At 52.5% G+C, this 21,328-nt stretch carries 17 protein-coding genes; 3 read left to right on the top strand and 14 right to left on the bottom strand.

Annotated elements, in window-relative coordinates:
• Positions 1–19: 19 nt before the first annotated feature.
• The 5 genes from NST84_RS15800 to NST84_RS15820 form a co-directional block, all read right to left on the bottom strand.
• Entirely contained in the window at positions 20–1,228 is a 1,209-nt protein-coding gene (locus tag NST84_RS15800) for a response regulator (RefSeq protein WP_342561142.1), read from the bottom strand.
• Positions 1,225–2,991, bottom strand: coding sequence for a sensor histidine kinase (locus tag NST84_RS15805; RefSeq protein ID WP_342561143.1), 1,767 nt, complete (start codon positions 2,989–2,991; stop codon positions 1,225–1,227). The genes NST84_RS15800 and NST84_RS15805 overlap by 4 nt, the downstream gene beginning before the upstream one ends.
• Before the next feature lie 81 nt (positions 2,992–3,072).
• Positions 3,073–3,897, bottom strand: coding sequence for a carbohydrate ABC transporter permease (locus tag NST84_RS15810; protein WP_342561144.1), 825 nt, complete (start codon positions 3,895–3,897; stop codon positions 3,073–3,075).
• A gap of 17 nt (positions 3,898–3,914) precedes the next feature.
• Positions 3,915–4,805, bottom strand: coding sequence for a sugar ABC transporter permease (locus tag NST84_RS15815; RefSeq protein WP_342561145.1), 891 nt, complete (start codon positions 4,803–4,805; stop codon positions 3,915–3,917).
• Positions 4,806–4,955: 150 nt separating this feature from the next.
• Positions 4,956–6,341 carry an extracellular solute-binding protein gene (locus NST84_RS15820; RefSeq protein ID WP_342561146.1) on the bottom strand — a complete coding sequence of 462 codons (1,386 nt, stop codon included), beginning with the start codon at positions 6,339–6,341 and terminating at the stop codon, positions 4,956–4,958.
• 136 nt (positions 6,342–6,477) lie between these two features.
• Between NST84_RS15820 and NST84_RS15825 the strand changes: the two genes are divergently transcribed.
• A complete protein-coding gene (locus tag NST84_RS15825) occupies positions 6,478–7,608 on the top strand; it encodes an endospore germination permease (protein WP_342566450.1) in 1,131 nt (376 codons plus the stop codon).
• Between the two features lie 48 nt (positions 7,609–7,656).
• Here the strand turns inward: NST84_RS15825 and NST84_RS15830 are convergent, their stop codons facing one another.
• The 5 genes from NST84_RS15830 to NST84_RS15850 form a co-directional block, all read right to left on the bottom strand.
• Positions 7,657–8,844, bottom strand: a complete 1,188-nt coding sequence (locus tag NST84_RS15830) for a Ger(x)C family spore germination protein (protein ID WP_342561147.1) — start codon at positions 8,842–8,844, stop codon at positions 7,657–7,659.
• 15 nt (positions 8,845–8,859) lie between these two features.
• Complete coding sequence (locus tag NST84_RS15835; RefSeq protein WP_342561148.1) at positions 8,860–10,392, bottom strand: spore germination protein; 1,533 nt, start codon at positions 10,390–10,392, stop codon at positions 8,860–8,862.
• Between the two features lie 191 nt (positions 10,393–10,583).
• Positions 10,584–12,782 (bottom strand): DEAD/DEAH box helicase, encoded by a 2,199-nt coding sequence (locus NST84_RS15840; RefSeq protein ID WP_342561149.1) that lies wholly within the window; start codon positions 12,780–12,782, stop codon positions 10,584–10,586.
• Positions 12,779–14,098, bottom strand: coding sequence for an ATP-binding protein (locus NST84_RS15845; protein ID WP_342561150.1), 1,320 nt, complete (start codon positions 14,096–14,098; stop codon positions 12,779–12,781). The genes NST84_RS15840 and NST84_RS15845 overlap by 4 nt, the downstream gene beginning before the upstream one ends.
• 8 nt (positions 14,099–14,106) lie before the next feature.
• On the bottom strand, positions 14,107–15,861 hold the full coding sequence (locus NST84_RS15850) for a TerB N-terminal domain-containing protein (RefSeq protein ID WP_342561151.1): 1,755 nt from the start codon (positions 15,859–15,861) through the stop codon (positions 14,107–14,109).
• 293 nt (positions 15,862–16,154) lie between these two features.
• Between NST84_RS15850 and NST84_RS15855 the strand changes: the two genes are divergently transcribed.
• The gene (locus NST84_RS15855) at positions 16,155–16,589 is read left to right on the top strand and encodes a hypothetical protein (RefSeq protein ID WP_342561152.1); all 435 of its coding nucleotides are present in this window, start codon (positions 16,155–16,157) and stop codon (positions 16,587–16,589) included.
• Between the two features lie 140 nt (positions 16,590–16,729).
• Here the strand turns inward: NST84_RS15855 and NST84_RS15860 are convergent, their stop codons facing one another.
• Both NST84_RS15860 and NST84_RS15865 read right to left on the bottom strand, forming a co-directional pair.
• Positions 16,730–17,944, bottom strand: coding sequence for an MFS transporter (locus tag NST84_RS15860; RefSeq protein ID WP_342561153.1), 1,215 nt, complete (start codon positions 17,942–17,944; stop codon positions 16,730–16,732).
• Positions 17,945–18,025: 81 nt separating this feature from the next.
• On the bottom strand, positions 18,026–18,793 hold the full coding sequence (locus tag NST84_RS15865; protein WP_342561154.1) for a DUF1836 domain-containing protein: 768 nt from the start codon (positions 18,791–18,793) through the stop codon (positions 18,026–18,028).
• 115 nt (positions 18,794–18,908) lie between these two features.
• On the opposite strand from NST84_RS15865, the gene NST84_RS15870 reads away from it, so the two are divergent.
• Positions 18,909–20,228, top strand: coding sequence for a hemolysin family protein (locus NST84_RS15870; protein WP_342566451.1), 1,320 nt, complete (start codon positions 18,909–18,911; stop codon positions 20,226–20,228).
• A gap of 87 nt (positions 20,229–20,315) precedes the next feature.
• Here the strand turns inward: NST84_RS15870 and NST84_RS15875 are convergent, their stop codons facing one another.
• Both NST84_RS15875 and NST84_RS15880 read right to left on the bottom strand, forming a co-directional pair.
• Positions 20,316–20,822: a GNAT family N-acetyltransferase gene (locus tag NST84_RS15875; protein ID WP_342561155.1), complete on the bottom strand. Its 507-nt coding sequence runs from the start codon at positions 20,820–20,822 to the stop codon at positions 20,316–20,318.
• Positions 20,823–20,859: 37 nt separating this feature from the next.
• Entirely contained in the window at positions 20,860–21,291 is a 432-nt protein-coding gene (locus NST84_RS15880; protein ID WP_342561156.1) for a GNAT family N-acetyltransferase, read from the bottom strand.
• Between the last annotated feature and the right edge of the window lie 37 nt (positions 21,292–21,328).

Consider the following 21,328-nt stretch of genomic DNA (forward strand, 5'->3'; position numbering starts at 1 on the left):
CCGGAATCTGCTGCTGTTTTTACTGCGCCGGGTTCCCCTTGGACAGCTGAATGTTGATGTTCGCCTGCTGGCGGTATTCGGTCGGTGTAAGTCCGGTCCTTTTGCGGAACATCTGTGTAAAATGCTTCACGTCCTGATAACCGACCCGCTCGGCAATTCCGGCCAGCTTCAGCTTCGGATTCAGCAGCAGCAGCTTGGCCTGCTCCAGCCGGAGTGAGGTTACATATTCCTTATAGCCCTGTCCGGTCTTCTGCTTGAACAGCTGGCTGAAATAAGCCGGATTGAGAAAGACGACCGAAGCCATCCGCTCCAGGGACAGATCCTCGGCATAATGCTCCCGGATATAGTGCAGTGCCACCTCGACCGCCTTCTCTCCGCTGCCCTTTAGCGGCTCCAGCTCAAAGGCCGGCGAAGCTGAGGCTTCCCGCATCCGCTTCACCAGCTGCGGCACGCTGCTGAAGTCATTGCTTAAGCCGGAATGCAGCAGCTGGAAGGGGATTTTCAGATAATGGCTAAGATGCTCCTGCAGCTCCGCCAGAAACGGTCCAATCTGCGAATGAGCACCTAAAGTAATCAGACCCAGCAGGCTCCGGCGGTCATAGGTGACCACAAAACCGCGCCCGTGCCGCTCAACTAGCTCTGACAGCACATTTTCCACGATATAATGCTCCAGCCTTACCCCGTCTTCACCAGGATCAAGCTGCACCATCATCAGATAATAGCTGCTGTAATCCGCGATAAAAGGGCTCAAATCAAGGTTGCCTATATCAAGGCCCGATGCCAGCCGCTGAAATACACCTTCCCGCAGGAAGCGCAGACTGGCCCGCAGCCGCTCCCCCTGTCTGGTTAGATCCTGGTCCCTCTGGATCTCCTCCGTCAAACTGCTGATTATCTCCTGTACCTTGCTTTTACCGATCGGCTTGAGCAGATAATCCCTGGCACCCAGCCGGACGGCCTCCTGGGCATAGGCAAATTCGCTGTGGGCGGAGATGACTACCCATTTCACATACGGAAATCTGCGCCTGGACATCTTCATTAATTCCAGACCGCTCATCCCCGGCATCAGAATATCGGTCAGGACAATGTGAATATGCTGCTCATCCATCAGCCTGACCGCTTCCTCGGCCCGTTCCGCAACATATACCTCATACTCAGGGTAGAGATGCTTGATGGTACGCATAATGCCCTCACGGATGACCCGTTCATCGTCGGCGATAAGTATGTTCACGTAATGGAATCTCCTTCCCCGGCGGGCGGCAGCAGAATGGAAACTCTTGTCCCCGTCCCCGGATAGCTCTGAATCTGCAGCCCGTAGCTGTCCCCGAACATATGCTGGAGACGGCGGTGCAGATTCTGCAGCCCGATGCCGCCTTTGCTTGGTTCTCTTGGCCCTCTGTCGTCCAGTGAATCCAGCAGCCGCTGCAGCTCGGCTTCTGTCATGCCGTTACCGTTATCTTCTATTACTAATTTAAGTATATTGTCTTCTTCACAGGTATACACCTTGAGAATCCCCTGGCGGTCCAGCGGCTCCAGTCCATGCTTAACCGCATTCTCAATAACCGGCTGCACCGTCATCTTCGGCAGCTTGAAGCCCAGCCAGCACTCCCTGATATCTGTTACAATCTGCAGCCTGCCTTCCAGGCGGATCGAGATGATGGCGAGATAATGGCCGGTCTGCTCCAGCTCTTCCGCAAGCGTCACCTCGGCCCCGTCCTCCCAGTGGCTGCTGTAACGGAACATCGAGGACAGGGAAAGCACCAGCTCACCAAGCTGCTCGTTGCCCTCCTCATCCAGCATCCAGTAGATCATATCGAGCGTGTTATACAGAAAATGCGGGTTAACCTGGGACTGCAGCGCGTGCAGCTCGGCGTTCTTTTCACTAACAGACGACAGCTTCACCCGTTCAATCAGCTCTTCGATCCGCCGGACCATCCGGTTGAAGGCCGCAACCAGAATGTTGATCTCCTGATAGGACGACACCTTGACCATTCCGCGGAAATTCCCGACCTCCACCTGCCGCATTTCGCGGATAACCTTCTTAAGGGGGGAGGAAATGGTCCTTGAGACGATAAACGCAATCAGCGTGGACACCAGGATCAGAACCGAAATGACAATCAGCAGATAACGCTTCAGCTCGACCAGCTCTACATTGAGATCCTGATCCGGCGTAATCGACATGACCCACCAGCCTGAAAAAGAAAGCTTCGAGGCCACAATCAGCCTGTCCGCCTCCTGCTTCACCATCACTTTCTCATAGGCGGGCAAGGCTGGCAGATTCTCTACCGCCGGAGTAGGGTCAGTAGCGGAGGAGACAAACCGGCCGTCCTGCGACATCAGATACACCTGGCTGTGCTCGCCGAGCTTCAGATTATCCAGCGCATCCAGCACCGGCTCGGGATTGGTCTCATACAGCACAATGCCGATCGGCTTATGCTCATTGAGGTCAAAAATCTGCCGCCCGAAGGCGAATACCGGACTATCCTCCACCTGATCGATCAGGGAATGCTCATAGACGCCTAGCCAGACCATTTTACCGGAGGAAGCCTTTAGCTGCTTGTACCAGTCCGTTGCCCTGTAGTCCGGATCGACCACATTCATATAGTTGCCGTAATTATAGATTTTGCCCTTGTCAGTAATGACATGAATACCTACGAGATCATCGCGCGAATAAAAAATAGAGCCGATGATATTCGTAATTGTCTGTTCATTTATGTAGGCCACCGCCGGTTCATCCGTTTTCTCATTGAGCAGGCGCACCATCTCAAAGTTATTGCTGAGTGACTTCGACAGCGCGTCATACCCCTTATAGAGCAGGGTGAACAGCCCGGCTGTCTGAGCGACGTTCTTTTGCGACAAATCACTGATCTTTTCATGCAGCTGCTCCGTTGTCCGGTTGTAGTACAGCAGACTGACACTAAGCAGAATACTGGACATGCAAAAAAGAAACAGCAGAAACAACCGGTTATGGATGGAATGAAAGCCGTTTCGCATAAGACTCTCCTCCTTCACCCTACCTGATCTGTCCTGCCGTTCCCTATTATAATTCCAACACTTTTTAGAAAGCAACGGCCTTTAGCCCTTGACCGCCCCAGCGACCATGCCCTTTGTAATCCGGTTTGACAGAAAGAAGTAGATCAGGATCACCGGCAAGGCCCCCATGACGAGAAAAGCGCCGATATTCCCGTAATTGACCGAATACTGGCTGACAAAGGTGTATACCCCAAACGGCAGCGTCTTCAGCTTCTCGGCAGAGATGAACGTGGCGGCCAGAATATACTCATTCCAGATATTGATGAAGGTCAGAATGCACACCGTCATAACAGGCGGAACCGACACCGGAAGAATGATGCTGGTAAAAATCCGGTACACGCTCGCTCCGTCGATAAACGCCGATTCTTCAATCTCATGGGGAATATCGCGCATAAAGCCCGACAGGATAAAGACCGCAATTGGTGTGGAAAAAGCAATGTACGGCAGAATCAGCGACCAGTGCGTGTTAAGGACATGGATATTTTTGAAAATAATCATCAGCGGCAGCAGCGTGGCCTGCATCGGGATCATCATCCCCATCAGGAAAATAGTCATCACCACACCGCCGTACTTCCAGCGGAACCTGGAGATGGCGTAGGCTACCATAGACGACAGCACAATGACACACACCATCGTTATCCCCGTTACAAACACGCTGTTGCCCAGGTACTTCAGATAGTTGCCCGAGGTATAAGCCTCGCTGTAATTATGCCATTGAAACGATTTCGGCAAGGAAAAGAAGCTCCCGTCCATAATCTCCTCATTTGTCTTAAGTGAATATAGCAGCAGCCAGAGCAGCGGATACAGCTGGGTTACTACAGGAATAGCGAACAGCAGATACACGATTCCTTTTTTGAATGTTTGCATCACCGTGCACCCCTTGTCTAATTAAATTTACGGTCGATCCGGTTAAAAATCATATTGATAAAGCCGGTGAAAACCAGGCACACCGCAACGAGGAAGGTCGCGATCGCACTGCCGTATCCGTATTTAAAGGAGCCGAATGAGCTGTTGTACATATGCGTTGAAATCACGTCAGTAGCATGAGCCGGGCCTCCGGCAGTCATGACCATTACCAGATCAAAGGCCTGCAGCGAGCCGATAAAAGCAAGCACAATCGATATTTTGAAAATCGGGACGATCAGCGGGAGGGTGATGTAACGGTCGGCCTTGAAGCCGTCTGCCCCGTCAATTTTGGCTGCTTCATAGAGCTCATCGGGAATATTTTGCACACCTGTATATTGAATCAGCAGATGATAGCCGAAGTATTGCCAAAGGGATACGAAATACAGTGCGTACATCGCGATTTGCGGCTCCGTCAGCCAGTTATGCGTCCAGCTGTCCAGTCCCAGGGAGACCAGCACCCCGTTCAGCATACCGCCCATGGAGGTAGGATTGTAGACGGTCTTCCACAGCTGTCCAATGATAACGACAGACAGAATAACCGGTGTAAAATAAATCGACACCAGCGTATTGCCTCTGCGCAGATAACGGTTCAGCAGAACCGCCATGAGCAGACACAGCGGAATTTCCACCATGGAGGCGACGGCGTACAGCAGGGTTCTTTTTACCGAAGGCCAGAACACAGGGTCATTAAAGAACATATCCTTGAAGTTGCCAAGCCCGATAAACGTTGCCGCCGACAAGCCGTCCCATTTCAGCAGACCAGTATATACAGACACCAGTATGGGTATGAACACAAGGCACACATATAAGAGCAGACACGGCAATACGAAGACGGCTATTGTACGCGCTGGCACCTTAAGTACTTTCATCTTTCCCGCCTCCAGATCAAGCAGATTCTTTTATCTATGCCCATTACAATCCGGCGCGGAGCAGCCTTAGTTCAGCTGTTATCCGCACCGGTGAAGGGGATGATGGGATGATGCCCGGCCGGAGCCGCTTAAAACCGCAATCGTTTATGCTTACTCCTTGTTAGCTTCAAAAGCCTGCTGGTGCTCCTTGGCCACTGCCGCGGAATCCACCTTCTGCACGAACAGATTCTGGATGCTGCTGAGGTGGACCTGTGCGGTGGCCGGATTCATCGTATTATCAAAAGCGAGATCCCCGCCCTGCACCTGGTTAAACAATCCGGCAATGTTAACAGCAAGATCGGAGTAACCTGCCGCCTTCAGGTCACCGTCTACCTTTTGGCCGAGTCCTACGGCATTTTTCAGCTCGAACTGCTTTTTCGGCAGATTGGAAGCAAAGAAATTGAGGAAATCCTTGGTTTCGGCAAGATGCTCGCTGTTTGCGGAGACTGCGAAGGCGCTGCCCGGGGCCAGCATGAATTCATTCGGATTGCCTTTGCCGTTAACCGTCGGGAACTGGAATGCGCCTACCTTGCCGGCTACAGAGGAAGCGTCGATTGCGCCCGTCTCCCAGGAGCCGATGACCCACATGGCGGCTTTGCCTGATTTAAAAATATTACCGCCGGCATTTGCATCAATGGAGGTTGCCCCATCCGGGAAGGCTCCGGCCTGCACCAGCTGCTGGAACGCGTCAACCGCTTCGATGAACGCAGGGTCCTCGAATGTTTTCTTGCCGTCAAGCACATCCTGCAGGAAGCCCGGGCCGCCGTTGGTGCGCAGCAGGATATTCATGAACAGGAAGGAACCGGTCCAGGAGTCTTTTTCCCCGATCGCCAGCGGTGTGATACCCTTCTCCTTCAAAATCTTGACATCCTGCAGCATTTCCTCGAACGTAGTGGGCGTATTGGCAATGCCGGCCTGTTCAAATAACTCTTTATTGTAGTACACAACCTCGATGTTATTGCCGTCCGGGAGTGCGTACACATTGCCGTCGAAGCTGTAATAGTCCAACAGACCTTCCTGGTACGTGTCCTTCAGCCCGTTCTGGTCCAGCATATCGTTCAGCGGGGCGAACAGCCCGGCATCCACGAACGGCTTCATCTGCGCAGCCGGGTTAACAATCGTAATATCAGGCACTTCCTTGGAAGCGGCCTGTGTTTTTAATTTGACCTTTTGCTGATCCGTATTCAGTGTATCCAGCTCAATCGTAACGTTCGGATGCTCCTTCATGTACTGTTCAGTCAGCTCGTTAATCATCTTGTGTGAAGGCGTTGCCGGGTCCGGGTAGATGTTCTGGAACGTAAGCGTTACTTTTTTGCCGCTGTCCGGTGCAGGCTCTGCAGCATTTCCGCCGCTGTTAGCATTATTTGTGCTCTTGGGCGCGTTGGTGGCTGCGGATTCGTCAGCCTTATTGCCAGAGTTACCGCATGCGGCCAGGCTAAGTGCCATTACTGCGCTGAATCCGATTGCCAGTGTTTTCTGCATGTTTCTTTTGACCATGTCTGTTATGCCCCCTAACTCGTGATAGGCTAATTATCATTCGTTTAAGCGCTCTCAACAAGGTGCGAACTGCAGAATAAAGGTTTGTTTTTTCTATATCCGCCGCAAATCGGTTTGTGATTATCTTCATCGGTTGGTGGCGATAATGACTGTAATTGATTGGATTTCATTATTGTGCGTTAAGGCGGGAGCGATATTATTGGTCAGAATATCCAGTTATCAACTGTTTGCTATCACTTTCCTTTACCAATTGGGTACGACCATTATTTTTGGATTTGCTGCGGGTACGGGACGTGATGCCTGGATCGTTACGGTTCTATCTTCTATTGCAGGCATGATCATAATCTCAATGTACATCGCACTTATGAAAATGAATCCCGGGCTGACCCTGGTAGAGTGGTTTCCAAGACAATTCGGCAAGTGGATCGGCATTCCCATAGCCTGGCTGTATCCGCTTAGTTTTCTGTTTGACGCAGGCCGGGGCATTGGTGCCCTAAGAGATTTGGTTCCTACCACGCTGCTGCCCAAAACACCGCCGGTTGTCATTGTCGTTGCCTTTTTACTCGTGCTCATATATGGCCTCTATCTGGGAATAGAAAATGTGGCCCGGCTGGGTGAAATACTAACTCCCTTAATCCTTATTCTCTTCGGTCTCGAGATTGTATTGCTCTTAAACTCCCATATTATCGAGTTTAAGCTTTTGCTGCCTGTATTATGGGATGGATGGGCTCCCGTTCTGAACAGTGTCTATCCGGAAGGGATTAGCCAGACCTACGGGGAGTCGATTGCTTTAGCCATGATCTGGACGCTGGCCAATCGACAGAAAAAAGTATGGAAAATAACCATAGCCGCAACGATCCTGGCCTCCATCTTTTTTCTTGTTTCTGATTTGCTGGCTATTACGGTATTTGGAGATGCCTTTCTCAAAAGAAGCATATATCCGCTTTATTCGTTGACGGGCATGGTGAATATCGGAGGATTTATAACCAACTTAAATCCCTTTGTGGTGGTTTATTTTATCAGTACTGCCTTCATTAAGCTGTATATTAAAATCTTAGCCGCACTGCTGGGATTCAAGGTTCTACTGAAATTAAAAAGCATCCGTCCGCTTATTTTGCCGGCTGCTGCCTGCACCTTAATAATCGGGTTTACCATATCCACCAATGTGATCAATCACATCTACGTGATAGCTGTCCGGATTATTACACCTTATGTCTGGGTACCGTTGTTTCTTGTGATTCCGGCCATCCTGCTCCTGGTAACCTGAATACGCCGAAAAGCAGGCTACTCCTGAACAACACGCTTGAACAAGGGTTTATTTTTTAATCTCCTCTTCCTGCATTTGCACCGGCGCACCGGTTAAACCAATCCGTTTAACTTTGATATTCACTTTGACCGAAACGGCAACTTTCGGGAATTCAGCTTCCCAGCGGTTCTCCAATGAACGCCATTGCTTCGGATGTTTACGGAAGATGGTATCGCCAAACTCAAGAATATCTGTTTTAAATTCTGTCTGGATCTTCTTGATCAGCTGAGTAAATTGCTTTTCGGCTTTCTTTTCCATGGTTTGTTCAATCAGTTTAATGTTTGATTCCTGGAACAGATCCAGATTGGTTCCATTATCCATCAGATCGGCATTTCCGCTTAAAGCAATACGAAATTCAATATTTTCTCCAAAGACGGGTTTCATTTTGCATTTTAAACGGCTTAAATGCGCAGTGACGAGCCCGTAGCCTTCCTGAATGTAGGCAGAAATGCTCTGCGTATGCCCTCTTTTGAGCAGCCATAATACATCTGAAGCTTCTTCATTATTGAGGAAGCCCTGCAGCTTTAAATCGTTATCGAAAATGCCTATCCCCGCATAGGCAAATTGCATCTCCTTCTTCTCGTCTTGCGACTTGGAGAACGGCGCCCGGATGTGTTCCAGCGCAGGAACAATTGCGCCGCTTTTGGTATGGCCATTCACAGAACGAAGCAGGTTCATAAAGGTAGTATCTGCTATTTCATCTTGAGCCTGGTGCAATTTGAAATATTCTCTTTGCGAGAGACTGCCAAACGGTGTTGTGCTTCTTAACAACTCTGCGGCTAAACCATCCTTTACAACAAGCAAGTCATTTCTGAGCTGAGCCTCTGAGACCCGGGTATAGATGTCAATAAATTTTTTAATCCCCTGTCTGGCTACTTTATCACCCAGTACAAGACTGGTGCGCTGTCCCCGGTTAATCTTTCTTGTGACTCTGGTCTGCATATTGACTGATGCTTGGAACACGTTCTCTCCTTTCGTTACTTCAGTGTAGGAGGCTTGCTGCTGGTTCCCTTCACTGGAAGGGCCTTTGGAATTGAGTGCAAACTGGTTACTGAGTACAATTACCCCATTTTCATCCAAGTCGATCCCTGCCCCCATCTGCAGAGCCTGATCATTCAGCTCTTTGCTGTCCCAGCAGCCGGTAATGAGGACCAGGCATAGACTAACCATTAAAGCTCCAGCTTTCTTGTTAAACATGAAGGTACACCACCCTTATTTGGTCGGTTTTGGCTCCTGTCCCTCGGGTACGCGTTCGAGACGATCCGGAGTCGTCTGCTTAGGTAGGACGGTCATTTTCCAGCGCGGCGCCCTCCACAAAGCATCCTTCAAACTCTCAGGCATCAATGGGGCAATCGGACTGAAGTACGGAACACCGTACGAGCGAAGGCTCACCAGATGAAGGAGCAGGGTAAGTGTCCCGAGTGCAATTCCATACAGCCCTAACGTTCCCGCCAGAATCAGCATGACAAAACGCAGCAGACGCAAAGCATAGCCCAGGTTGTAGCGCGGAATGGTAAATGAGGCAATCCCGGTACCTGCAACAATAATGACAACGGGTGCCGACACAATTCCTGCCTGTACAGCTGCCTGGCCAATAACCAGTGCGCCAACAATGCTTACCGCCGATCCAACCTGTTTGGGCAGCCTGATCCCTGCTTCGCGCAAGCCTTCAAAAATCATTTCCATCATAAATGCCTCCACTACCGTCGGAAAAGGCGTGTTCTCCTGCGCTGCAGAGAAGTTTAGCACCAGACTTGTGGGAAGCATTAAGGAGTGAAAGTTAACAACGGCAACATATAGCGAAGGCAGAAATACCGATGTTGTCAACAGCACACCGCGGATTACACGGACTGCCGAGGAATATAGAGACCGGTTATAGTAATCTTCTGCGGATTGCAAGCCTGCCCAGAAAGTAAAGGGAACAATCAGGACAAAGGGAGTGCCGTCCGTAAAAATAGCTACCTTGCCCTCAACCAAGTTGGCCGCCACGATGTCCGGGCGCTCCGTGCTTTGGACGGTTGGAAACGGGGAGTGCGGCGCATCCTCTATAAACTCCTCTATGTAACCCGACTCCAGAACGGCGTCAATCCTGATTCGTCCAATTCTGCTGCGGACCTCCTGTACAATCGTGTCCTTGACGGTCCCTGCGATGTAGGAGATTACAATATTGGTCTGTGACAGCTCCCCTACGGTCAAGCTCTCCATCTTCAAGCGGTGCGTCTTCAGCTTTCGCCGTACCATACTCGTATTTGTACGCAGTGCCTCAGTAAATCCTTCTCTGGGTCCCTTGACCACCGGCTCTGAAGAAGGCTCCTCCACCCCGCGGACATTACCGCCCTTTAATTCTGCGCTGAGTCCAAGGCATTCATTGTTAAAGAGGAGCACGGCATGGCCCTTTAAAATATCCTGGACAGCCTCATTCAGGCAGGTGAGCTTACAGACTGCGGCTACGGCTATAAGCTGTTTTTCAATCACTTCCCTTATCTGCTCCGGCTGCCTGTCATCTCTTAAACTGTCACGAATGACCGGCTCGAGAACAAACTGGTCCAGTGCTATCGTATCGACTAGTCCATCTATATATATGAGGAGCAGCTTGTGATCAGCTGCTAATATAACGTCGCGGAATACTACGTCCGAACAATTCCTGAATAGTTCCTTTAATGCCGTCTCGTTGGTCTGAAGGTCTTCGCTTAGCTGTTTGCTGGCGGCGGCCTCTTCGGGATCTGACGGAAGCTTCAGTATCACCTTATTTGATTTCCGGTTCTTTCCTTTGGACCAGAACATTATTTATGGATCACCTCACCTCTCAAGTTCGCGTGACTATTATTAGCGTTTAAACTATGAATCATCCGTTCTTTTAGGGTACAAATAAAAGCGGCAGCCAAGGATACCCTTCTCCTTGGCTGCCGCCTGTTGAGCTTACATGTAGCATTTTCTTATTCTGCCGGCTTCCATTGCTTCAGAACCTTCCTAAGGCCCGGAACATCCAGCCCGTCCAGGGAAAAGGCCTTGCGCAGCAGATCATGCGGGATGAATTCATCGTATTTCCCGAGATACGGGGCCTCATCCTTGCTCAGCAAGGACAACGGGTCGGATGCAGCGGCAGTCTCTGCCAGGATTTCCGCCTCCAGCGTCTCTGCATCCGCCTTGCCGGCGACGACCATGTAATAAGGCTCCATCGGTACGACGGAGCGCAGGCCGAGCCTGCCTTTGAGGTTGTTCTTCAGCAGGCGTTCCAGCGTACGGAACTGCCGGCTGCCGGCCCAGGGCAGAATAAAGATAGAATCGCCGCCGGCCGGCAGTACCTGGCGGGTCAGCAGCCCGCTCTCCTTCGCCAGCCGGCGCGCCCGCTCCAGCCTGGCGGCAGCGCTCGGCGCAAGATACGGATATATCGCTGTCGATCCCAGCACCTCGCGGATCTTGGCCATGATCCGGGTATGCACATCACCGCCGGCGCCCAGCCATAGGGTGTCTACCTTGCCGCGCGAGCTTTTGACATAAACCGCCTTGTGGCGGTTGTCGACTTCTTCGATCTTCCACAGCTTGCCGGCAAGGGTGAAGCAGTAGCCCGGCGGCGGCACGGTTGTGATCGAACCGATCTCCTCGGTGCCGTTATACACGACATGCTCCTCATCATCCTTGAACACCGCGTAGAAACGGAAGTTGTTCACGATCTTCTCACCTGCCAGCCCGATCAGCACCGTGCCCTCATCCATCATTTCGATATGGCCCATCGCAATCATGTATTCCATAAAGGCATCATAGTCCGCCGGATCAATCCCGCGGAAGGAAGGCAGCGTCAATACTGCCTCTTTCAGCTCCTCCGGCTCGGCTTCGCCCATGCTCTTGAGGATGCTCATCGTCTGATGATAGAGCAGCCCTACCGGCAGCTGGCGCACGTTCAGCGGCTCAACCCATTTCTCGCGCACGTACAGCTCGATGACGGCAATGGCCCGCAGCAGTGTCCACGGCATCCGCGCAGGCAGCTGCGCCTCCTCGTCCTCCTCCTCGGGCGTGACGAAGATCATCTCGGACGCGGCATCGCCGCGCCGTCCGGACCGACCGAGCCGCTGCACGAAGCTCGCGCAGCTGTATGGCGCGCCGAGCTGCAGCACGCGCTCCAGCTCGCCAAGGTCAATGCCCAGCTCCAGCGTCAGCGTCGCTGCGGCAACGGCAGGGCCGGAGCCCTCGCGGAGCGCGGCCTCCGTCTCCTCGCGCAGCATCGCCGATATGCTGCCGTGGTGCACATGGAACACGTCGCGCTCCCCGCGCTTCGCGGCCACCCGCCGCATCTCGAGGATGGTCTCCTCCGCATCCGTGCGGCTGTTCGTGAAGACCAGCGCCTTCTTCAGATGCGTATGGTCGTAGATGAACCCGTAATAGGCCTGGCGCGCCTGCTCCAGCCGCTCGGCCTGCACCTCGTCCCGCGCATCCGGGAACGAGAAATGCTCCACGCTCAGCCGGAGCTTGCGCCCGCCCTGCGGCGCGGACACCTCTACGCTCTCGCGCGTGCCGGCGGCCAGCCACTCCGTCACGGAGGCATAGTCGCTGAGCGTAGCGGAGAGCCCGATCCGCCGCGGATGGCAACCGGCCATCCGCGAGATCCGCGCCAGCTGGCTGAGCACCTGGATGCCGCGGTCCGCGCCCATAAACGCATGCACTTCATCGACGATGATGAAGCGCAGATCATGGAACAGGGCCGGAATGGCATTCGGCCGGTTCATCAGCAGGCCTTCCAGCGACTCCGGCGTAATCTGGAGGACGCCGGAAGGCTTCTGCATCAGCCTGGTCTTGTCGGCCTGCGGAACGTCACCGTGCCAGTGCCAGACCGGGATATTGCCTTCGCGCAGCAAATCATTTAACCGTGTGAACTGATCATTGATCAGCGCCTTGAGCGGCGCGATATAGAGGATGCCCACGGAATCGGACGGCCGCTCATACAGCTCGGTCAGCGCCGGAAAAAAAGCCGCCTCCGTCTTCCCCGAAGCCGTCCCGGAGGCGATCAGCAGATGATGCGGCGTGTCGAACAGCACACGGCAGGCATCCACCTGGGCCTCGCGCAAGGTCTCCCAGCGGTTCTTGTAGATAAACTCTTTAATAAAAGGAGCAAGCCTGTAGAACGGGTTGCTGCTCATAGGTCAAACTCCGCCAGCAGGCCGTCCAGATCATTCTCACCGGTTGCATCCGGTTTAATCGTCCGCTCACCGACCAGCTTCTCAAAGGACAGCTCAGGATGCTGGCTCAGCGTATGCAGCAGATCCATGAAATCACGCACAATTTCACGCGGGGTCAGCAGCTCGTCCGCCCCAAGCCTGCCCACCGCTTCTTCCATGAAATGCACCAGCTGCTCCTGGGTCAGTCTGGCTTCATAACCGTAGTGCAGGGCATGAATATCCCTCAGCTTTTGCAGCAGCACCAGAATTTCTTCATGAGAGAGCATCTCCAGCGCAATAATCGGCCCGGTAAAATTATTCAGCCCCGCTGCACCGTAACGCCCCGCCACCAGCCGGGAACGCAGCGCTTCATAGCTGAACAGACCGCGCCGTCCGTCTTCAACGAACTGCGGGGTGCCCCCGATAAAGATTCCCAGGCGCTCCGCCTTGCCCTGCATCGTGTCATTGAACATAGTCAGCAGCTTCTCGTAGTTGCTCTGCCGGGAGATGCTGTTGGTGATTTTGTAGAGATTCACACCTTCATCAATAAACAGCAGCAGCCCCTTATAGCCGATCGCCCCGGTGAACTCCGCCCAGAGCTTCATATAATCGTACCAGTTATCGTCGTCAATGATGACACCGACCCCAAGCGCCTTGCGCGCCTCTGTCCGGGTGGCGAATTCGCCCCGCAGCCAGCGCAGCGCATCCTGCTTCAGCTCATCCTCGGCCAGCTTATGGCCGTTCCAGTAAGAAGCCAGCACCTTGGCAAAATCAAAGCCGTGCACTAAGCCCCGCATCCCGGAAGCGACACTGTAAATCCGCTGCTCCACCTCTTCCGCCAGCTGCGGGGCATCCGCAGTAAGCCCCTTTTCCTGCACCACAGCCTGCTGAAGGCCCATGATCCATTTCTGCAGCATGATCTCCAGTGCGCCGCCGTCCGGACGGGTACGGGTCGACAGGTGGCTCATCAGCTCCCGGTAGGTGGCCAGCCCTTGCCCTTTCGTTCCCACCAGCCTGCGTTCCGGCGACAGGTCAGCATCCGCTACCACAAAGTCACGGTCCATCGCATAGTTGCGGATAATCTGGAGTAAAAAGCTTTTGCCGCTGCCGAATTTACCGGTAATCAGCTTGAAGGCCGCGCCGCCGTCTGCAATATTCTCCATATCCCGGAGAATCGCTTCCACCTCCGGCCGGCGGCCGACAGCGATATGCTCCAGTCCGATCCGCGGCACGACTCCGGCAGTCAGGGAATTGACCAGTGCCGTGGTCATCCGCTTTGGTATTTTTAGTTCACTCATTTAATCATTCACCTCATTAATAAATGCAGCATTGGCTTCCATTCTTCAGCCAGCTCCCCGCCGTCGATCAGCAGGTCACCGAGTATGTTCACCGCATGCTCATTAATTTCATCATATAAAAGCTCCGGCATCGTCCCGGCAGCTGCTGCAATCCTATCAACCTGTGCAGGTCCGTTATCCTCAGCCAGTGACAGCAGTACTTCCCGGTGCAATGGAAGCAATTCTGCGCTTAGCTCCATCCATTCTGAAGGAATACCGGCAGAGGGAACAGGAACATCAGCTGTCCCAGGAGCTTCAGCGCTCTCCTTAGGCTGCTGCCCGAAATCCTGTGACGGCTTTTGCTTATGCTCCAGCCTTTGCTCCTGTGCCGGCTCGGCATCCTGCTTTATCTCCTGCTGCGGTTCTGGCCTTTGTTCCTGATCCACCAACGGCTCCTCATAAGCCTCAACCGTCAGCAGACTGCGGACAACCTCGGAATCGCTCTGCAGCTGCTCCAGCTTCGCCCTGTCGATCACAACCGCCGGACCTTTGGCCTCCTGCTCTGCTTTGCGGAATTCCCGCTGCAGATATTTGGTGATCAGCTCGTCCATGTCCGGGTCAATCCGGATATCCTTCAGCCGGCCGCGGAAGCCCGTCAGCTCCCGCAGCTTGTTCTCGGTCAGCCGGAACAGGCGGGTAATCAGGCTGCGCAGCGGCAGCAGCTTGCTGATCCGTACGACAGGTACAAGTACAGAATAGCCGTATCGTGATATATCATACACAGCACTGCGGAACAGGTAGCGCTCCCGCATGACGGGAGGGCCCGGAGGGAATTTTTCAATCAGCCGCGCCCCGTGCTTTTTCGCGACATAAGCGTCGATTAAGGCTACCACCTGCGGTATGTAGCGTTCAGCCGCTTCCTTTCCTTCACCGGCATAGAACTTGGACTTGCTGATATCATAATCGGACATCACAGTCAGGACCTCAAAGGTCAGCTGCTCCGGGGCGGAGGTGAGACAGCGAAGCAGTTCGATCTCTGCCAGATCGCCGGACAATCCGCGTGTGCGGGCAACGATCAGTGAAAGCGGAACATCCAGTTTATGAACAAAGGAGAAATCTGCCATCCAGCTGCCGAGATACTGGTCCAGCCGTTTATACTGAGTCCGGTAAGCTTCCCAGATCAGCCCAAGCTGCCGGTAACCGTCACCAGGGTCACGCCATCCGATACCGTTAATCAGCTCATATACATGCAGAAAAATGTAAGACAGATCCGTTTTGGGGTACCGTCCCTGTCTTACTTCATTCCGCCAGTAGAAGTACCAGCGGCTCTGTTCGGCGGTCATATGGCTGTAGGTTGGCCAGTAGCTTTTGAACGGAACAAGCTTCGCTTCATCTGCAGTCATATCCTCCAGCTCAGCCGCCTGCTGCACAAATTCGCTTTCCGTCTCCTTCTTGGCGGGGGAAGCGGCAGCGGCAGTACGCGGCAGCGGCGGGGCAGACTTCATGCGGGGTTCTTTTGGCGGCACATTCCACTCTTTCGGCTGATCCGCCTTCTGCACAGCCAATTCTGCTGAAGCGGGCGGGCTTCCCTGCTCCAAATCCCATAGCTGCAGCTGCTGAGGAGCAGTTCCGCCAGCCTGTCCGCTTTTGTCCGTCTTTTTTTTCACAGAGCTATGCTCTTTAGACGGGCTGTGTCCGGATTCCCGCGGAGGAACCGCCATATCCTGTTCTGTACTCTCCCAGACCAGCTCCGAAAAATGCAGGCCCTCCCTGTCTCTCGCCATCCGTAATCTCCCCACTCGTATACCATAGTCATTTCAACATTATATCATATGCGTGCACGACAGATGCAGCGGTCAACGGCTCGTGGCCTGCATATAGAATAAGACCCTGAGCGCGCCGCGCCTCAAGATCTTATGATGAGCATCTGTCACGCGCAAGGCCGGACAATGAGAACGTTCGTTTGTGTATCCAAGTAAGAATATACTATATGTACTGCTAAGTCCGCAATAGCGGTAATAGCGCAACAATACTGAACTATATTCGTCTAATTATAGGCATGAAAGGGGGGGATCCTTTGAAAAAATCTCTGTTTTTGCTGATTGTGTTCTGTCTTGCCGGTACTTTATTGACAGTAAGGGCTGTTCATGCCGATTGGGCGAACCGGTTTGTTGTAAATGAAGGAAAGTCGTATCTCATTTCGGACAAACGGGTAGATGCTGAACAAGTGGACTCAATGATCGGTCAGGTTACAAAATATTCAGATGAGGAAGGTACTTACTCCGGTAATTTTTCGAACTACTATCCAAAGGGGACTAAATATTACAGTATTAAAGGCGTTAACATCAGTGAGGCAATTGCGGTCAATCCGGGGAATGGAACATTTATTAGAGCGGACTATAGCGGAGAATATGCCGGCGGAGCTTCACTCGATTGGTCGCTCCTTTGGTCTGCTGCGGGTCTGCTGCTGCTCGCCATACTGACTTTTATTGTTGTGAAAAATAGAAACTGAGCGGCGAAACAGCAGCAGCCAGGAGCTCTCCCTCCCGGCTGCTGCTTCATTTTGAACACCTGGCTTAAATAGGCGGAATTGTTGACAAAAAAACCGCCGGAATACACCGGCGGGACCGTCTGCGGGTTTACATGAACTGATTAAGTCAGTTCCGTTCCCTTTGTTTCTTTGCCAAGCAGCAGCACGGCTAGTGCCCCGATGACAATCGTTACGAAGAACAGCATGAAGATCGTGCTGATGCTTATATCCTTCCCTACAAGCACTCCGACCAGAAGCGGCGCCAGAATACCGCCGATTCGCCCGAAGGAGGTGGCCAGACCCACACCGGTCGAACGGACCGCTGTCGGGTAGAGCTCAGGACTATAAGCGTACATGCCGCCCCAAGCACCCAGATTGAAGAAGGACAGGCAGATGCCGGCAGCCATCAGCATTCCTTCCGTAGTAGCGTTACCGAACCAGGCGGCACTGACAGCGGTCAGCAGCAGATAGATAACCAGCACGAACTTACGGCCGAACTTCTCAATAAAGTAGGCGGCCGTGAAGTATCCTGGCAGCTGGGCCAGCGTCATAATCAGTACATATTCGAAGCTCTTGACCAGGCTGAAGCCCTTCAGCACCATTACCGTAGGAAGCCACAGGAACATTCCATAATAAGAGAATACGACAGTAAACCAGAGGACCCACAGCATAATGGTTGAACGGCGGTATTCCGGTGACCAGACCGCCGCAATCCGCTTGCCGAGCGGCACAGGCTTTTGCTTCTTCATCTCCTTAAACCGCGGGGAATCATCAATTGCCTTGCGCAAGTACAGGGCATACAGCGCCGGAACAGCACCGATGGCAAACGCGATCCGCCAGCCGTAGTCCGGAATAATGAAAAATGCAATTAAAGCCGAGGCAATCCAGCCTACCGCCCAAAAGCTCTCCAGCAGGACGACAGCCCGTCCTCTTTCTGCTGCAGGCATGCTCTCAGACACCAGCGTCGAAGCGACCGGCAATTCACCGCCAAGCCCGAAGCCGGCTACAAAACGCAGGGCGCACAGTACCGCAAACCCTGTAGCAAATGCCGATAATCCGCTTGCTGCCGAGAAGATCAGCAGGGTCCACAGCAGTACCGACTTGCGGCCGAACCGGTCGGCCAGAATACCGGCCGCAGCAGCACCTACTGCCATTCCCACTGAGTTTATACTGGTCAGAAGTCCGATCTTTTCCGGACCCAGCGACCATTCTTTAGCCAGCGCCGCAACGACAAAGGAAACCATCCCGACATCCATTGCGTCGAACATCCAGCTTAAGCCTGCGCTCAGCAGCAGCTTGCGCTGCTTAGGGTTGCGCAGCAGCGTCATTTGACTCATCTACCCATGCACCTCTTCCTGTCTATCGGCTATGTAGCCTGCTACCATTGTTTACTCCTGTACATTCTAAATTTGCAGAGGTCAAAAATCAAGGAATAAAGCGGCATTACAGTATTGTCTTGCCAGCGCCTGAAAATAACAGGTCTGCACGGAAATGGCCGCGATCATCAGCATGTTGCGAACCGCATCCTTCTCTGACCAATTAAGGTGAGTCAGCCTGTCCATCATTTTTTCCATCGCACCTCTCAGGGTACTATCCGTTTTCCAGGAATAACTGTTGCCGGCGCTGCGCTCGGCTATTCCCTGCGCCTGCAGGGCGGGGCTGCGCTTGATGTCCTCGAACAGTTCCGCATAACCGTAGTACAGCTCCACCGGCTGCACCAGATCATCGTCATCCCGTTCAGGCTGCAGGAACAGAATACGGAAGAGCTGGCGGATGCTTTCGAAATCGAGCGAGGCCTTTAAATCATCTATTATAAATAGAAGCGCTGCCTGATTAACCGAGTATTTCCTGCCCAGCCTGGGCGAGCCGAGATATTCCTTGAAATCGCGTTTGACCCAGTTCTGCATGGCCGTAGCCGACAGTGTGGAATATTCAATCAGCTTGCCCAGGGCGGCAATATCCGCGAGCGAGAGTCCGTTTATTTTGTTGCCTTTAATGATTTTTTGCAGAACCGGCGGGATATCTGTGGACAAAAAAGCTGTGAGTGACCTTCCCTTCCGCACTTCCTCCTGATGGAATTTGGCCCAGGCTTCCTGCAGGATGTGCAGCGGCTCCCGTTCACTTTTTTCCGTCAGGGACAGCAGGAGAGCAGACATTTCCTTACGGCTTAATGTGAAAGCTTGCATTGATGGCACCCCTCCGCCATTTGATTTTTTTACCGAAAGTTCGTACAATGAGTTCATATGAACTCATAATATGAGTATAACCTATTTTAACGACGAGAGGGATGGTAAAGATTTTATGGGTATAGGACTTAGTTTGACGTTGGTGGCTATTTTGATTGTTTTAACCGCTTTTTTTGTAGCAACGGAATTTGCAGTGGTACGGCTTAGAGGCAGCCAGGTAAGCCAGATGGTCCTCGACGGCAAGAAGAATGCACTAGCTGTGCAACGGGTAGCGGCTAACCTCGACGGTTATCTCTCCGCCTGTCAGCTCGGGATTACGATTACTGCACTCGGGATCGGGGCACTTGCCGAACCGGCCTTTGAGCAGCTGATTCTGCCGCTGTTTGATTTGGCAAATATCAGCCACAGTGTAAGTGAGCCCATCGCATTCGCGCTGGCATTTATCATTGCCACATTCCTGCATGTTGTTGTCGGCGAGCTTGCTCCGAAGACAGCTGCAATTAACATTCCGGAAAAAATCGGTCAATTTACCTCACCGCTGATCATTTGGTTCTACAAAATTCTTTACCCTTTAATTTGGCTGATGAACGGCTCGGCCAATCTGCTGGTAGGCCTGTTCGGCATGAAGCCGGCCAGTGAACACGGAGATGCGCATTCCGAAGAAGAAATCCGCCTGATTCTTTCCGAGAGCTACGAGAACGGCAAGATCAACAAAGCTGAATATGGCTATGTGAACCGTATCTTTAATTTTGACGAAATGCTGGCAAAAGAAATTATGGTGCCGCGCACCGACATGATCTGCCTGTTCACCGATAATACGCTTAAAGAGAATTTTGATATTATCCGTAAAGAGCAGTACACCCGTTTCCCGGTTGCTGACGGCAGCAAGGACAACATTATCGGGATGATTAATACGAAGCAGCTCTATCTGCAGTATGACAATAATAATGCTGACTTTGATTTCAAAAAACTGATTTTGCCGCTCCTGACAGTATCTGAGGTAACTCCGGTCAAGACCCTTTTGACCCGCATGCAGATGGAACGCGTACATATCGCCCTGCTGCTGGATGAATACGGTGGTACTTCCGGTCTGATCACAATTGAGGATATCCTCGAAGAGATTGTCGGCGAGATCCGTGACGAGTTTGACGGTGATGAGAGCAAAAACGTGGAACAGCTGGATGAATCCCGCTACCTGTTCGACGGTAAAGTATCCCTTATTGAACTTAAGCAACGGGCCGGCATTGATCTTCATGACGATGAAGTAACCACAATCGGCGGCTGGCTGTACAGTCACATGGCGGAACCTGCCATCGGCAAAAGTATGGAGCATGAGCATATTACGCTAACCGTCCGTGAGATGAACAAGAACCGGATTCGCAAAGTCGAAGTGTTTATCGGCGAGAAAGACGCAGATGGACAGTCAACGGAATAATTCAGTTTATATATAAAATAACAAGAGGCGCCCCTGTACAGGAGCGCCTCTTGTTATTTTATTTTACAGACTGCTGCTTAACTATATTTAAGCAAGCAGCTTGGCCATATAATACTCATCTACCCATTCTCCATTTATGTACAGGGACTTTTTCTTCATCCCCTCAATTTCGAAGCCGCATTTCTTATATAGCGCTATTCCCCGCTCATTATGGGCCATCACGGTCAGTTCAAGTCTCACAATTCCGCAGGAGCGCGCCCAGGGTTCCATCTCCCGGAACAATCCGCTGCCGATTCCCAGGCCCTGAAAGGCTGTACGGATGCCGATAACAATGTAGGCACTGTGCCTGATCCGCTTCAGCTCCCCGCCGCTCACTGAAATGTATCCGGCCAGCTCACCGTCTGCTTCGGCCCCGATCAGAATGGAATTAGCGGACTTCGCGGTACTCTCAATCCTCTCTCTGACCTGCTGTACACTAGTCTGCCGCTCATTCGGCTCCAGCAGCATGAAGGCAGTCTCCTCGTCCAAGGAATGCTGCAGGCTGAGCAGCCTGCCGGCATCCTCTGGAACAAGTTCTCGGAATATTACACTCACTCTAATTTCCTCCGTTTAACTCATGTTATTCGTTTACTTAATCCAAATATTTTTTATACAGCCGGCTTCCTCCACCGTCATAACCCAGCCGTTCATAAAAACGGTGGGCGTCTTCCCTGCGGGCATTGCTGGAGAGCATTACTTTCAAGGCTCCGCGGCTCCTTGCCGTTTCTTCAGCATGACGCATAAGGGCGGCTCCGCAGCCTTGCCCACGTGCATGAGATGCGGTTACAACGCGTTCGATAACGGCGAACGGGCGGTCGCCGCTAAGCGCATCCATGCACAGATGAAGGTGTACAGTGCCTATGACCTCTCCTTGCATTTCATAGATGTATAACAAGCTGTCCGGATTTGCGCTGATGTCCCGGATTCTGTCCGGCGATACCCGGATGTCAGGATGATCTGGCAGCAGCTGACGGTATAAAGCCTCGAGCGCGCCTGCATCCTGCGGCAATGCTTCTCTGATCATAAAGAAAGCTCCTTTTCATCTCAACTGTATCGACTTA

It is taken from the genome of Paenibacillus sp. FSL R7-0345 (genome assembly GCF_038595055.1).
GTDB lineage: Bacteria > Bacillota > Bacilli > Paenibacillales > Paenibacillaceae > Paenibacillus_AQ.

Excerpts from the sequence above, each read along its gene's own strand:
- NST84_RS15805 (WP_342561143.1), bottom strand. The coding sequence starts at position 2,991 with ATGCGAAACGGCTTTCATTCCATCCATAACCGGTTGTTTCTGCTGTTT.
- NST84_RS15810 (WP_342561144.1), bottom strand. The coding sequence starts at position 3,897 with ATGCAAACATTCAAAAAAGGAATCGTGTATCTGCTGTTCGCTATTCCT.
- NST84_RS15815 (WP_342561145.1), bottom strand. The coding sequence starts at position 4,805 with ATGAAAGTACTTAAGGTGCCAGCGCGTACAATAGCCGTCTTCGTATTG.
- NST84_RS15820 (WP_342561146.1), bottom strand. The coding sequence starts at position 6,341 with ATGGTCAAAAGAAACATGCAGAAAACACTGGCAATCGGATTCAGCGCA.
- NST84_RS15830 (WP_342561147.1), bottom strand. The coding sequence starts at position 8,844 with ATGTTTAACAAGAAAGCTGGAGCTTTAATGGTTAGTCTATGCCTGGTC.
- NST84_RS15840 (WP_342561149.1), bottom strand. The coding sequence starts at position 12,782 with ATGAGCAGCAACCCGTTCTACAGGCTTGCTCCTTTTATTAAAGAGTTT.
- NST84_RS15845 (WP_342561150.1), bottom strand. The coding sequence starts at position 14,098 with ATGAGTGAACTAAAAATACCAAAGCGGATGACCACGGCACTGGTCAAT.
- NST84_RS15850 (WP_342561151.1), bottom strand. The coding sequence starts at position 15,861 with ATGGCGAGAGACAGGGAGGGCCTGCATTTTTCGGAGCTGGTCTGGGAG.
- NST84_RS15860 (WP_342561153.1), bottom strand. The coding sequence starts at position 17,944 with ATGAGTCAAATGACGCTGCTGCGCAACCCTAAGCAGCGCAAGCTGCTG.
- NST84_RS15865 (WP_342561154.1), bottom strand. The coding sequence starts at position 18,793 with ATGCAAGCTTTCACATTAAGCCGTAAGGAAATGTCTGCTCTCCTGCTG.
- NST84_RS15870 (WP_342566451.1), top strand. The coding sequence starts at position 18,909 with ATGGGTATAGGACTTAGTTTGACGTTGGTGGCTATTTTGATTGTTTTA.
- NST84_RS15880 (WP_342561156.1), bottom strand. The coding sequence starts at position 21,291 with ATGATCAGAGAAGCATTGCCGCAGGATGCAGGCGCGCTCGAGGCTTTA.